The organism is Streptomyces sp. NPDC058308 (assembly GCF_042880275.1).
Classification (GTDB): domain Bacteria; phylum Actinomycetota; class Actinomycetes; order Streptomycetales; family Streptomycetaceae; genus Streptomyces.
The window spans coordinates 150,724-163,088 of sequence record NZ_JBHVZA010000023.1; the positions used below are offsets into that span (position 1 = coordinate 150,724).

Below are 12,365 nucleotides of genomic sequence, written 5' to 3' on the forward strand. Positions count from 1 at the left end.
ACGATCGGCAGCCTCATCTTCGGCGCCAGTACCGGCTCAGTCCCCCGCCGTGTCCTTCAGTACGTCGCAGGTGTTCTGGAACTCCTCCATCAAGCGGGTGGCCTCGACGACGAGGACTCCGTACGGCCGGGAGGCGTTGGCCAGCGGCAATTCGTTCTCCCGGGCCGCGTTGAGCACCTTCTGCAGGTGATCCTGCGCGACGGTGGCCAGCTCGCACATCTCCCCGGCCTGCTCGGTGAGGATGTCGCTGTCGAGTTCCGCGATGACGTGCGCGATGTCGCGCAGCCGGAGAGCGAAGTCGGCGTACGCCTCGAGGACCGGGGCGTAGTTGTAGGTGTCCTCCGTCTCACGCCACCGGCCGAGACTGCGAGTGAGCGAGGCCAGCTGGTAGACCGCGCGCTCCATGGCATCCAGCGCCTGACGGTAGCGGCCGAAGGCCAGGTAGCCGCGGTGGGCGGGCAGCAGCCGCCGAGGATTGAAGGGCAGACTGTTCTCCGCCGCGGTCAGCCCCTCACGGGCCTGCCCCACGGCGCTCTGCACGCGTTCACCCGCGGCCCGCCACTGCTCGGCGCGCTCCGCGTCGACGTCCCCGCTGCACAGACCGTCGGCCATGTCGTCGAGGAGGGACTCCATCTCGGCGGCCAGGATCTGCAGGCCCTGCTCGGCGCTGCGGTAGCGCAACGGGGGAGCGATGCACAGGTTGACGATCAGCCCGATGCCGCAGCCGATGAGGACGAGCAGAATGATCTGGCCGAGCTGAAGCGCCCGGTCGGAGTTGGTGGAGGCCGCCGCATAGGTGGAGAACGCGAAGAACGCCGCCGTGGCGATCTGGTTGCGCTGCTCGCCCAGCGCCGACCACTGTCCCAGCGCCAGCGCGATGACAGCGACCACGATGAACGCGAACAGGTCGGGCCCCGCCGTGAAACCGATGGCCGACTGCACCGCCACACCGAGGACGACCGCGGCGATATAGCGCAGCGTCTGCCACACGGATCTGTAGATGGTGATGCTCATGGTCAGCACCGCGGAGAACGGTGCGAACGCCGGCGACGTCGCCTTCAGCAGATCGTGTGCGACCCACCAGGCCAGCGTCGCCGCCAGCACGCTCTTCGCCACCAGAAGACATGTGTGGCGCTCATGCCCGGATGAATTCCACGCGCGCGACAACCACGCCCAACCACTTCGTACCCGACCCACCACGCGCTCTTTCTTCCCTCTCTGTGCGCGGTCCCGCGAGTCAAGGACCGGAACAGGACACGTAACCACAGGGGGCCCGGTGAAACAGGGATGAACGCCTGAGCCGTCGCGGTGGTGCGGCGGACACGGAAACTGCCCCCGTGCTTTGTTTACGCACGGGGGCAGCGAAGTGCCGATGAAGCCGAGATGAAAGCCGATGAAAGGGCGGCGGTGTTTATTCGGTCGTCAGCAGGCCGGCGCGGAGCTTGGCCACGACGCGGCTGATGAGCCGGGACACGTGCATCTGCGAGCAGCCCAGCGTGTCGGCGATGGCCTGCTGGGTCTGCTCCTCGACGAAGCGAAGGTGGATGAGGGTGCGATCCCTTTCGTCGAGTTCCGCGATCAGCGGAGCGAGGGAGTGGAAGTTCTCGACGAGCTCGAAGGACTGCTCGTCCACACCGATGAAGTCGGCGAGCATCGTGTCGGACTCGTCGTCGCTGCTGTTGACCGCCGCGTCCAGGGACACCGCGTTGTAGCCGTTGGACGCCTTCTGCGCCTCGGTGACCTCCGCGGGCTCCAGCTGCATCAGCTCGGCGAGCTCGGCCGTCGACGGCAGACGGCCCAGGCGGGTGCGCAACTCCTCCGTGGCCTTGGACAGCTCTATGCGCGCCTCCTGCAGACGGCGCGGCACGTGCACGGCCCAGGAGGTGTCGCGGAAGAACCGCTTGATCTCACCGGTGATGTACGGGACGGCGAAGGAGGTGAATTCGACCTCCCGTGTCAATTCGAACCTGTCGATCGCCTTGATCAGGCCGATGGTACCGACCTGGATTATGTCTTCCATCTCCTGCTGGCCCCGGTGCTTGAACCGCGAGGCCGCGTACTGCACAAGGGAGAGGTTGATCTCGATCAGGCAGTTGCGTACGTACTGATACTCGGTCGTGCCCTCCTCGAGTTGGGCCAGGCGGTCGAACAGCCGCTTGCCCACCTCTCGAGCATCCCTGGGCGCGATGGAAGAGGGATCCGTGTAGGCACGCTCCACGAGATCCGCCTCAGCCTGGTTGCCCTGGGCCTGTTCCCGCGCCGCCACGGTGATCATTGAGTCCCACCCTTTCGAATTCGGACTTGCTTGCCATCCCCGTAGCGGCGCGGTTACCCGGGAAACGTCGGTGTATACCTGCAACTTGCAATGACTCTTCCGGCAGAGGCGGAGGCGGAGAAAGACGAAGGACGTAGGCCAGCACTGGCCGCGACCTCCAACGACACGTGGGGTGAGGGGGGTTCAGCCGCTCGCGTAAGGTGCAGTCGTCATCTCCGAACATTACGAAAGGACCTGGATGGACGCCGAACTCGTACGTTCATGGGTCGAGGGCTGGGTTGTTTCGCGCGGAGCCGCGCCGCCTGTTGTCGAGCCCTGGGGGTTCACCGTCGACGTCGGGCTGAGCGGCCATGTCACTCGGCACGTGCTGACCGACGCCGACGAGTCGCTGGTCCGCAAACTGACGGAGACGGTTACCGCCCCCGGCACCTGGCTCAAGGTCTTCCTGCCGCCGCAGACCGTCGCCCCGTGGGTGGCGCCCGGCTGGCGCTTCGACGACGACGGATTCCTGATGACGGCACCGCTGCGCCCAACCGCCGCCGAGGCCCCCGACGGTTACCAGGTACGAACGTGGACGCGGGGCGGCGTCACGCGGGTGCTCGTCCTGACCCGGGACGGCGCGTTCGCCGCCCGCGGACAGGTCGCGGTGCCGGGCCCCGGGCACACCGCTGTATTCGACCAGATCGAGACCTCGGTGGCCCACCGACGCAAGGGTCTCGGGAGCCTGGTCATGCGGGCGCTGACGAACGCCGTCGCCGCCGGCTCCTCGGCTGCCGTGCTGGGCGCGTCGGCCGAGGGCCGGGCGCTGTACGAGTTCCTGGGCTGGCGCACGCACGGCCCCCTGACCAGCCTGGTCCGTGAGGTTCCAGCGCAGATGCCGTAGACGCCGCGGGACCATACCGATGTGCCCCCCGACGTCGCCGCCTGCGTGTCCGGCACTTAGGCTCGGTCGCCGTACCGCACGGACACGGGGGATGGGCATGAGCCAGGTGCTCTATACGGAACAGTCGTGGAATCCGCTGGCGCGGACCGTTGAGCTGACGGAGGAACACCTGCGTCGTGGCGGAAAGGTCACGCCGCTCAGCGAGCTGAACCTGGCGGCCATGGCCGAGGCGTTCCAGCGCGGTCACTGGCTCGGCGGCGGCGGCGCGGAACGTCCGCTGGACCGCCTGGCCGCCGGCAGCGGTGTGGTCCCGGTCACGCGCGTCACCGGGACCACTCTTCCCGTGAAAGTGCGCCGGGCGGCCGAATTCACTGAGAAACTCGGCTCGTTCGCGGTACGGCACTGTGGCGGGCCCGCGCAGGTGAACGCGCTGGCAGAGCTGGCGCGGGCGCAGGACGTGCCGCTTTGGATGGCCCGACGGTACGCCGACGGGCCGGTCGGCCAGGTGGGCGTGGCGGTGGACCGCCGGCTGGTGCGCGTGGACGTGTGGGGGCCGGGCGCTCCCCGCGTACGGATACGGGCGCCGCACGGCTTCCTGAGCAGCACCGTCGACCAGGCGCAGGGGCTGCGGATGACCGTCGGGGACGCACCGGCCGTCCTCGTTCTGCAGAAGAAGAAGCTGCGCAAGTCCAAGAGCTATGTACGGGCACGGCTGCCCCAGGGCATCTGGGAGTTGCGGCGGGAGAACGGCAACAGCTCGTGGCTGCTGCGCGACGAGCGGCGGGTCGCCCTGCTGCAGCGGCCGCCGCGCCGTCCCGACCTCGACCCCGGCACGGTGCTGCTGCCTCTGGCGCCCGTGCACTACGAGAGTCCGGACCCGCTGGACGCCGTCATGGCCCACGCCTTCGCGACCGCGTTCGGCCTGGGCGACACCACGGGCACGGCCCGCTTCCGGCTCCAGCGCCCGCACACCGGCGCCGGCGAGCCGATCGCGACCGACGACGCCTGGGACCGCCCCTGGTTCAGCAACCTGGGCAGTGGCGGCGACGACAACGAACCGGGCGGCTCGGACGGCTGGGGCTCCGACGGGGGAGACGGGGGAGACGGCGGGGACGGGGGCGGCGACGGTGGTGGGGGAGACGGCGGCGGGGACTAGGGTCCTTCTGGTGGCTCCCTGCCGGTTGGCTTTCCGGCCCGTACGCGCCGTGCCGACGGGCGCACCGCGCCAGGTCCCGGTCGTGGCGGAAGGCGCCGCCTCGGGTGACATGCCGGTCGAGAGCTCAGTCCTCCGTGCGCGGCACCTCGGCGGGCGCCTCCGAGGGCAACCGCACCGCGACACCGAGCCGTTCCTCGAGCCACCCGCAGTAGGTCGCCGCCGCCTCCCAGCCGCCTCCGATGACCGGGTGGTCCGCCGGACCTCGTGGGGCCGGTCGCCCGCTGGCCGCCGCAAAGAGTGCCCACTGCCCGACCGTGACCGGCGTACGGGCGATCCGGAACGCGGGAATGGACATCCGCGCGCGGGGGCCCATTAGGCGCGCCTGCCGCCTGCCACCCGCCACCTGGCGTCAAAGCCTGGTTTCCGGCAGCGAGGCGGTCCGCATCGCGGTGCGGTGCACCAGGCCCTCCAGGATGAGGGCCAAACCGGCCTCGAATGCCGACTCGTGGTCGATCACCGGCATGTCCGCCGGCAGCTCCGAGCCGTCGCCGGAGCCGGCGTCCGCCTGTTCCTCCAGGACGCTGCCGACCGTGTAACGGCCAGCGGCCAGCATCGCCATCTGCGCGTCCCGCTCGGCCACTCCGGAACTGACCAGGAAGTGCATCTTGCGGCGGATTCGGTCGAGGTCGCTGACAGGGGTGCTGCCTGCGTGGAGGCGTGCGCCGTCCCGGCGCATCAGCAGGGTGTGCCGGAAGCTTCGCGTGTTGTCCAGGAACCAGTCACGCCAGTCGTCGTCAGGCGTCGGCAGCGGGGCGGCCGCATGCGGGGCCATCGCCGCCGCCGCCATGGCGGCGAGGAGGTCCTTCTTGGTGCGGAAGTACCAGTAGAGCGAGGGCTGTTCGACGCCCAGCCGCTGCGCCAGCCGCCGCGTACTGACCGCGTCGAGACCGACCTCGTCGAGCAGGTCGAGCGCTCCGGAGACGACGATCTCGCGGTTCATCTTGGTCACGTTGACAAATCTATCACTGATAGATGACCCTGAGGACGAATCATTCACTGATAGATTTTCGGGGTGATGGGGCGATGGGTTGATGGGGATGACCGACGGATCGGGAGCACACCCCCTGAGGGTCCTTGTCGCCGGCGGCGGGATAGCGGGCCAGGCGCTGGCTTTCTGGCTCACGCGGGGCGGCCACAAGGTGACGGTCGTCGAACGCTTCCCGGCGCTGCGGGCCACCGGGGCGCAGGTCGACCTCCGAGGGCAAGGCATCGAGGCCGTCGAGCGGATGGGACTTCTCGACGCCGTCCGCGGCAAGCTCGTGGACGAGGAGGGTGTTGCCTTTGTCGACGCGGGCGGCAGGACCAAGGCGACGATCATGGCCAACACCTCCGGCCGGGGCCGGCAGACCCTCACCTCCGAGTACGAGATCATGCGCGGTGACCTGGTACGCATCCTGTACGACGCGTCGAAGGACGACGCCGAGTACGTCTTCGGCGTGAGCGTGGACGGCTTCGAGCAGGACGAGCAGAGGGTCGTCGCGCACTTCTCCGACGGTTCCTCCGGCGAGTTCGACCTCCTGGTCGGCGCGGACGGGCAGGGATCGCGCATCCGCCGGGCGGTACTCGCCGCGGACTTCGACCCGTACTGGCGGGTCGGCATCCACATGGCCTACTGGTTCATCCCGCGCGTGGCGTCCGACAGCAACATCCGGGACACCTACATGGTCCCGGGCGGCCGTCAGATCATGCGGCGCAGCCACAACTCGACCGAGACCCAGGTGTACTTCGTGCTGCGGGAGGAGTCCGAGGAGGCCTCGGCGATCCACCGGGAACCCGTCGAGCGCCGGCGGGAGTTCTGGGCGCGCAGGTTCCGCGACGCGGGCTGGCAGACCGAGCGCTTCATCGACGGTATGCGGACGAGCCCCTTCTTCTACTCCCAGGAGATCGTCCAGGTCCGGACAGACACCTGGTCCAGGGGCCGCGTGGTCCTCGCCGGCGACGCCGCCCACTGTGCGTCCCCGTACAGCGGCATGGGCATCTCGGGCGGCCTGGTGGGCGCCCACGTCCTGGCAGGCGAGATCAACCGGCACCCGGGCGACGTGCCGACCGCGCTGGCGAACTACGATAGTGTGCTGCGGCCCTTCGTGGACGAGATCCAGGGGGGAGTGAAGCCGCGTCTCCTGCGCCTGGGCATGCCGATGACCCAGCGCGCGATCGACGCCTTCCATGCCGCGACCGCACTGGCCTGCTTCCTGCGCGTTCCCGATCTCGCCGCGCGCTTCGCGAAGGAGGACCGCGGCGGCAGCTGGCGGCTCCCCGAGAACCCGGCGCCGGTCATCGGCGTCTGAAAGGCCGCCGGACGTGGGGCGGACTGAGGCGCGGTGTGATGGACCCGAAGGGAATATTCGGTAACCGCCAGGCCACTTGGTTGGCAGGCTTGAGCCATGAACTCCCGGCCCACCGACGCGACCAGCTGCTCCTGTCTCGGCGCTCCGATCGACGCCCGTTCTCTGTTCGCCCCGGAGCAGGCAGCGCTGATGGTCACGCTACGGGGTCTGGCGTCCGCCGACTGGAGCAAGGAGGCGGTGCCGGGCTGGAGCGTCCGTGATCTCTCCACGCACATCCTGGGCGACTTCTACGGACGCCTCGCGCGGGACAGGGACGGCCACCATGGCGGTCCCGCTTTCGCGCCGGGCGACACTCTGGAGTCGTTCATCCACCGCATCAACCAGGAGTGGGTCGATGCCCACCGTCGGGTGAGTTCGGCTGCGCTCATCGACACCCTCGACCTGGTCGGCGGGCAAGTCGCCCGATTCTTCCAGGGCACAGACCCCGGTGCTCCCTCACTGGGGGTGTCCTGGGCCGGCGTCGACCCGGCGCCCATGTGGTTGGACAGCGCGCGCGACTTCACGGAGTTCTGGAGTCACCGCCAGCAGATCCGCCTGGCTGTCGGCCAGGACGCCGACGCCGATCCGCGGTTCTTGTCCGTGGTCCTGGACACGTTCATGCGGGCCTTGCCGCACACGCTGCGCGAGGTCGACGCGCCGGTCGGTACGCAGGTGAGGGTGTTGATCGACGGCCCTGCCGGGGGCGTCTGGACGACAACGGCCACCGGGGACGGCTGGTCTCTCGCCGAGCCGCAGGCCGAACGACCCGCCACCGTCGTGCGGTTGGACGCGGAGACCGCCTGGCGGCTGTGCACTCGCGGCATCCAGCCGGACACCGCCCTGACGCGCGTCGGGATCGACGGCGACCGCCAACTGGCCGAAGCGGTCTGCCAGATCGTGTCGATCGTTTACTGACCAGGGCCGCGCCGCGCCAGTGCCTCCCGGGCGGGGCGAGTCACAGCCATGTCGTCCCCAGCCAAGCCGTTATGGCCGCGGCCAGGGCCAGCCAAGGCGCGATGCTGGTCAGCGGCGGGAGGATCATCCCGATCGCGCCGAGTATTTCGATTACTCCGATGGCCCTGACGGCCCACATCGGGGTGCTGTCCACCCAGGCCATCATCGGGAGGAGCTGCTCACGGCTCTGGGCCACCTTCACCCAGCCCCCGTAGAGGTGGAAGAGAGCGAGCAGGCCGGCGACGAGCGACGACGTGCGTGCCGGAGTGCGTCGGCATGCTCGGTCGGATGCGAGGACGGACAGGCGCTCCTGATCACGATGCCCCAAATAAGTAACCGACACATCGACTGTCTCTGCGACGACATAGCGCGGTCGGAGCGCTGAGCCGCCGACGGAGGGGCTGCCTGCCTCCTTGGCGCCGCGCAGCACGGCTAAACGCGGACGTTCTTGGCCTCGACCCTCTCAGGGTTGGTGCGGCCGACCGTCGTTACTGGGAGCGGGAGTACGTGGTCCCGCGGTCACCGCTGCCGGCGCGCCGCAGGTTGTCTTCTCCCACCAGGGTCAGCGTCGAGCGTGTGCCGGGCTGGCACGAGGAGGGCGGTTTCGCTGAGATCACCGTCGAACCGCTCGTCTCGATGGCGCCGGCATGGACGGATTCCAGCCGCGCTTGAAACACGCAGCGGTAAACGCCCCCGCCATCTGTCGGTCCGATCGCCGTCAAGGTCATCACGGTGTCGCCCACTTCGCCCTGTCGAATCACCATCCACCGAGTGTTGCGACCGAGGTCATTTTCGATCGTGCCCTTCCAAGTACCGAGGTACTTATTCGGTATTACCCCTGTTGGTGGCGCCTTGTCCGTCGGCGTTTCCGCGCCCGTCGGTGTCGCCGTGGGCGTGTCATTCGCAGGGCCCTCCACGGAAGCGTTCTCGTGGTAGACGTAGACGCCGAAGGCGATGGCCATCACGGCGGCAGCCGAGGTCAGGATGAGTCCGCGGCGCGGCGGCCGTTCTCCGGCCCGGACGCGTCCCCGGCGCGGCGGCCGTCCCCTGACTCGGTAGTCCTCGGGCACGCCGAGGGACACCGCAGCGAGGGTAACCAACGGGAGTTGCTCGGAATGCGAGCTCTCGCCCTCACTCTTCACGTTCGCTTCCCGTGCCGGTGCTTCAGCTTTCGCCGCCGGGGGCTGGCGGAACACGCGGACGCCGATGATGGCGGCAGCGGCCCTGCGCGTCAATGTGAAGCCCTGCGCAAGAGGTCGGGTGCGGGCGTGACCCGGGCGGCGGTCGACTCCGATCGCGGCGGCGGCGGCGCGACGGAGCAGTGTGGGCCGGGTCATTCAGCGCCCCGCGGGCCTGCGGTCGGGCGGGGCTGCGCAGCTTGCTCGTTCGGCGGCCCGCTCGCTGGTGGCTGGGCGTCCTGAGACTGGGGGCTCTGCGGTGCGGCGGGGTCACCGATGACGATCTCCGCCAGCCGTGTGTGCTTGAGCTGGACGAGAATGAGGGGTGCCGACGCCCCGACAGCGAAGGTCGCGACGCCACCGTTGGCCTGACCCCAGGCTGCCATGAGCGCTGCCACTCCGGCGCCCATGAGGATGTGCACCACGGCTGCGATGCTCTGCCCCGCGACATCGTAGAACTCACCGAACGCGGGCGGCGACCCCCCGGCCTCGGGCTGCTCGGAGTGCCGGAACTCCTGTCGCCGCAGGAGCCATTCGGACATGCAGTCGTATGCGTGCACGACTCCACGCACCGCTCCGCCTGCCGCGCCGATCAGGAGCAGACTCGCAGTGTCCACGTGTCCTCAGCCCCTGCGGAGAGTCTTGGACGGTCGACATAAAAGGCTACGGACCTCTTCATCACAAGAGAAGAGCAGCAACCGAACCATGCAGGCCAAAGACCTCTGCCCAGAACTCCGCTTCCGGGCCTGTGCGCCGGGACGCCGGCGGTGGCCGCCCGATGGGCCAGACCCGGGGGGACCCGGTCCCACGCCTGGGTGACGGTCTTGGTTGAAAGCCGGAACCGGCCACGCCCGAAAAGGCGTGGCCGGGCCAAACGAAATGACCACGGTGCGGAGATGGCCATCGGTTTGCCGAGTTATTGGCTCCTATTTACCGGAGCCCTTGGCTCGTCACAGGATTTCGATGTCCTTCACCTTCGGCGGACGGTGCGGGAAGGTGATGTCGGTCCACCGGTTGACGCGCACGGAGTCGCCATTGGCGTCGTAGTAGATCAGGTCATTGTTGCCCGTGGAGATGCGGTCGACCCACCAGTTGCCGAAGCCGGTACGGCCCTTGTTGGCGTAGCAGTCCACACTTGAGCGGCCGTCGCCGCTGTGCGACCAGATCTTCAAGAAGTTCTCGCCGCCACGGCATTCGACGTGGTCGATGGCGAAGGCGTTGCCGCTGGGCATCACCACGGTGAACGCGGCGGCCGCGGCGATCGCGACGGTCGCGGAGCGGGCGACTCTCTTGGTTTTCGACAGCACAAGTACTCCCTGGTTCGGGCCCGTGCGTGGCCATTTGAAGGCCATTTCCGGGAAACGTTTTGCGCTTGCACGATGACGATCCTGTAGGACTCCTGTACATGGCAATCTTTGAAATGGCGCACGACCGAAACGTGTCGCCCGATGTCCTGATCGGTGCCACTGGGGGTGTTTTGATGACCCTAAGGGCCAAGATTTCGGGCAGAGCGGACGAGAGGAGGGGGGGGGCTCGCGTGGATCCGCAACTGACTGGAGAGAACGGGCTGGTGACCGGCGCGAGCCGCGGCATCGGTCTCGCGACGGCTTCGGCGCCTCGCTGGAGCCGTAGGCGCTCAGTTGGGCATGCGACGAGCCCCGTAGGGCCGGGAGGAGGCCGGTGACCTGCTGCAACCGATGACCGGTACCACCCGCACCGTTTATCGGATTGGTAAAGAAGCCCCGCCGCGTCTGTTCTCGGTGACCTCGCAGGCGCAAGGATCCCCGTACTGATCGAATCTGCTCGAATCGATGTGCGGGAGGCCCCACTTGAGAAGGACCCCAGGGACTAGACGGACGGCGGTGCTCGGATCGGCGGGTGCTCTCGTCGCGGCGACGCTCATAGCCGGGGCCGTCGCGGCTCCGGTGGCGAACGCCGATGCCGAGGCGGGTGGGAAGAGTGCCACCGCGTCCCGTTCCGGCAAGGACCGGGAGGCGCGCGGCGCCGCCCTCGCCGCGCAGCGTGCCGCGAAGGCCGGAATCGACTGGCAGGACTGCCCCGCCGACTGGGGGCTGGAGAAGCCCATCCAGTGCGGCTGGGTCACCGTCCCGCTCGACTACGCCAAGCCGAACGGCAAGAAGATCAAGCTCGCCGTCGACCGCATCGGCAACACCGGCGGCGAGGACGAGCGCCAGGGCGCCCTCGTCTACAACCCCGGCGGCCCCGGCGGCTCCGGTCTGCGCTTCCCGCGCCGCGTCACCACCAAGAACGAGATCTGGAAGAAGACCGCGAAGGCGTACGACTTCGTGGGCTTCGAGCCCCGCGGTGTCGGCCACTCCGCGCCCGTGTCCTGCGTCGACCCGCAGGAGTACGTCAAGGCGCCCAAGCCGGACCCGATCCCCGACAGCGAGGCCGACAAGCGCGCCCAGCGCAAGCTCGCCGCCGCGTACGCGGACGGCTGCCAGGAGCGCAGCGGCCACCTCCTGCCGCACATGACGACGCCCAACACCGCTCGTGACATGGACGTCATCCGTGCCGCGCTCGGCGAGAAGAAGCTCAACTTCCTCGGCGTCTCCTACGGCACTTACCTGGGCGCCGTCTACAGCAACCTCTTCCCGGCCCACGTGCGCCGCATGGTCTTCGACTCCGTGGTGAACCCGTCGACGGACAAGATCTGGTACGAGGTCAACCTCGACCAGGACGTCGCCTTCGAGAAGCGCCTGGCCGACTGGATGAAGTGGGTCGCGAAGAACGACGCCGCCTTCCACCTCGGCACCACCTACGACGAGGTCCGTGCCGCCTGGAACAAGCTGCGTGCCACCGCGAAGAAGCAGCCTCTGAACGGCGTGGTCGGTCCTGCCGAACTGAACGGGTACTTCCAGAACGCGCCGTACTACGACTCCTACTGGGTCGAGATCGCCACGAACTGGAGCAAGTACGTCGCCGGGGACCCGAAGCCCCTCATCGAGGCGGCCAGCCCCGACCTGGCCGACAAGGCGGGCAACATCGCCCAGGAGAACAGCAACGCCGTCTACACCGCCGTCGAGTGCGCGGACGCGAAGTGGCCGCGCAGCTGGCAGAAGTGGGACCGCGACAACACCCGCATCCACCAGACAAGCCCCTTCCTCACCTGGGCCAATGCCTGGATGAACCTGCCGTGCGCGACCTGGTCGAGCAAGCAGCAGCGCCCCCTGGAGATCCGTACGCACGACGGCCTTCCGAAGACGCTGATCGTCCAGTCGACGCGTGACGCGGCCACGCCGTACCCCGGCGCCGTCGAACTGCACAAGCGCCTCAAGGGCTCCCGTCTGGTCACGGAGAAGGGCGCCGGTTCGCACGGTGTCACCGGCCTCGTGAACTCCTGCATCAACGACCGCGTGGACCGCTATCTGCTGTCCGGCAAGCTCGACGCCTCCGACGCGACGTGCGGCCCGCACGCCACGCCGAAGCCGTAAGGACGCAAAGTCGTCACGACGAGACGCGGCGGGGGGGGCGGGCGGGGCGCCGCCGCCCAGGGCCGCCCCCCCCGCGC

12 protein-coding genes and 1 pseudogene are annotated in these 12,365 nt (G+C 68.8%); 5 read left to right on the forward strand and 8 right to left on the reverse strand.

Features of this window, described 5'->3' with window-relative positions; genetic code table 11:
- Positions 1-36 precede the first annotated feature (36 nt).
- Together ACFVYL_RS28120 and ACFVYL_RS28125 are read right to left on the reverse strand one after the other, a co-directional pair.
- On the reverse strand, positions 37-1,116 hold the full coding sequence (locus ACFVYL_RS28120) for an aromatic acid exporter family protein (protein WP_389720689.1): 1,080 nt from the start codon (positions 1,114-1,116) through the stop codon (positions 37-39).
- Positions 1,117-1,411: 295 nt separating this feature from the next.
- Positions 1,412-2,275 carry a SigB/SigF/SigG family RNA polymerase sigma factor gene (locus ACFVYL_RS28125; protein WP_389720692.1) on the reverse strand — a complete coding sequence of 288 codons (864 nt, stop codon included), beginning with the start codon at positions 2,273-2,275 and terminating at the stop codon, positions 1,412-1,414.
- Positions 2,276-2,513: 238 nt separating this feature from the next.
- Here ACFVYL_RS28125 and ACFVYL_RS28130 point away from each other — a divergent pair, with 238 nt between their 5' ends.
- Complete coding sequence (locus ACFVYL_RS28130) at positions 2,514-3,158, forward strand: GNAT family N-acetyltransferase (RefSeq protein WP_389720695.1); 645 nt, start codon at positions 2,514-2,516, stop codon at positions 3,156-3,158.
- Between the two features lie 97 nt (positions 3,159-3,255).
- Entirely contained in the window at positions 3,256-4,314 is a 1,059-nt protein-coding gene (locus tag ACFVYL_RS28135; protein WP_389720698.1) for a hypothetical protein, read from the forward strand.
- A gap of 124 nt (positions 4,315-4,438) precedes the next feature.
- On the opposite strand, the gene ACFVYL_RS28140 is transcribed toward ACFVYL_RS28135, so the two are convergent.
- Together ACFVYL_RS28140 and ACFVYL_RS28145 are read right to left on the reverse strand one after the other, a co-directional pair.
- Positions 4,439-4,669: a formylglycine-generating enzyme family protein gene (locus tag ACFVYL_RS28140; protein WP_389720701.1), complete on the reverse strand. Its 231-nt coding sequence runs from the start codon at positions 4,667-4,669 to the stop codon at positions 4,439-4,441.
- Between the two features lie 54 nt (positions 4,670-4,723).
- Positions 4,724-5,314, reverse strand: coding sequence for a TetR/AcrR family transcriptional regulator C-terminal domain-containing protein (locus ACFVYL_RS28145; protein WP_389720733.1), 591 nt, complete (start codon positions 5,312-5,314; stop codon positions 4,724-4,726).
- Positions 5,315-5,411: 97 nt separating this feature from the next.
- Here ACFVYL_RS28145 and ACFVYL_RS28150 point away from each other — a divergent pair, with 97 nt between their 5' ends.
- A complete protein-coding gene (locus tag ACFVYL_RS28150; RefSeq protein ID WP_389720704.1) occupies positions 5,412-6,662 on the forward strand; it encodes an FAD-dependent monooxygenase in 1,251 nt (416 codons plus the stop codon).
- 96 nt (positions 6,663-6,758) lie between these two features.
- Positions 6,759-7,616, forward strand: coding sequence for a maleylpyruvate isomerase family mycothiol-dependent enzyme (locus ACFVYL_RS28155; RefSeq protein WP_389720707.1), 858 nt, complete (start codon positions 6,759-6,761; stop codon positions 7,614-7,616).
- Between the two features lie 70 nt (positions 7,617-7,686).
- On the opposite strand, the pseudogene ACFVYL_RS28160 reads toward ACFVYL_RS28155, so the two are convergent.
- The 4 genes and pseudogenes from ACFVYL_RS28160 to ACFVYL_RS28175 form a co-directional block, all read right to left on the reverse strand.
- Positions 7,687-7,959, reverse strand: a pseudogene (locus ACFVYL_RS28160) (DoxX family protein); the annotation flags it as partial.
- A gap of 184 nt (positions 7,960-8,143) precedes the next feature.
- Positions 8,144-8,737: a hypothetical protein gene (locus ACFVYL_RS28165; protein ID WP_389720710.1), complete on the reverse strand. Its 594-nt coding sequence runs from the start codon at positions 8,735-8,737 to the stop codon at positions 8,144-8,146.
- A gap of 251 nt (positions 8,738-8,988) precedes the next feature.
- Positions 8,989-9,450 carry a hypothetical protein gene (locus ACFVYL_RS28170; RefSeq protein WP_389720712.1) on the reverse strand — a complete coding sequence of 154 codons (462 nt, stop codon included), beginning with the start codon at positions 9,448-9,450 and terminating at the stop codon, positions 8,989-8,991.
- Between the two features lie 333 nt (positions 9,451-9,783).
- Positions 9,784-10,140: a beta/gamma crystallin domain-containing protein gene (locus tag ACFVYL_RS28175; RefSeq protein ID WP_389720715.1), complete on the reverse strand. Its 357-nt coding sequence runs from the start codon at positions 10,138-10,140 to the stop codon at positions 9,784-9,786.
- A 504-nt stretch (positions 10,141-10,644) separates the two neighbouring features.
- Here ACFVYL_RS28175 and ACFVYL_RS28180 point away from each other — a divergent pair.
- Positions 10,645-12,288, forward strand: a complete 1,644-nt coding sequence (locus tag ACFVYL_RS28180) for an alpha/beta hydrolase (RefSeq protein WP_389720718.1) — start codon at positions 10,645-10,647, stop codon at positions 12,286-12,288.
- Positions 12,289-12,365: the final 77 nt, after the last annotated feature.

What these genes read in the sequence shown, in the direction of transcription:
- ACFVYL_RS28125 (WP_389720692.1), bottom strand. Translation starts at nt 2,275, where the DNA reads ATGATCACCGTGGCGGCGCGGGAACAGGCCCAGGGCAACCAGGCTGAG.
- ACFVYL_RS28130 (WP_389720695.1), top strand. Translation starts at nt 2,514, where the DNA reads ATGGACGCCGAACTCGTACGTTCATGGGTCGAGGGCTGGGTTGTTTCG.
- ACFVYL_RS28135 (WP_389720698.1), top strand. Translation starts at nt 3,256, where the DNA reads ATGAGCCAGGTGCTCTATACGGAACAGTCGTGGAATCCGCTGGCGCGG.
- ACFVYL_RS28140 (WP_389720701.1), bottom strand. Translation starts at nt 4,669, where the DNA reads ATGTCCATTCCCGCGTTCCGGATCGCCCGTACGCCGGTCACGGTCGGG.
- ACFVYL_RS28145 (WP_389720733.1), bottom strand. Translation starts at nt 5,314, where the DNA reads ATGAACCGCGAGATCGTCGTCTCCGGAGCGCTCGACCTGCTCGACGAG.
- ACFVYL_RS28150 (WP_389720704.1), top strand. Translation starts at nt 5,412, where the DNA reads ATGACCGACGGATCGGGAGCACACCCCCTGAGGGTCCTTGTCGCCGGC.
- ACFVYL_RS28155 (WP_389720707.1), top strand. Translation starts at nt 6,759, where the DNA reads ATGAACTCCCGGCCCACCGACGCGACCAGCTGCTCCTGTCTCGGCGCT.
- ACFVYL_RS28180 (WP_389720718.1), top strand. Translation starts at nt 10,645, where the DNA reads ATGTGCGGGAGGCCCCACTTGAGAAGGACCCCAGGGACTAGACGGACG.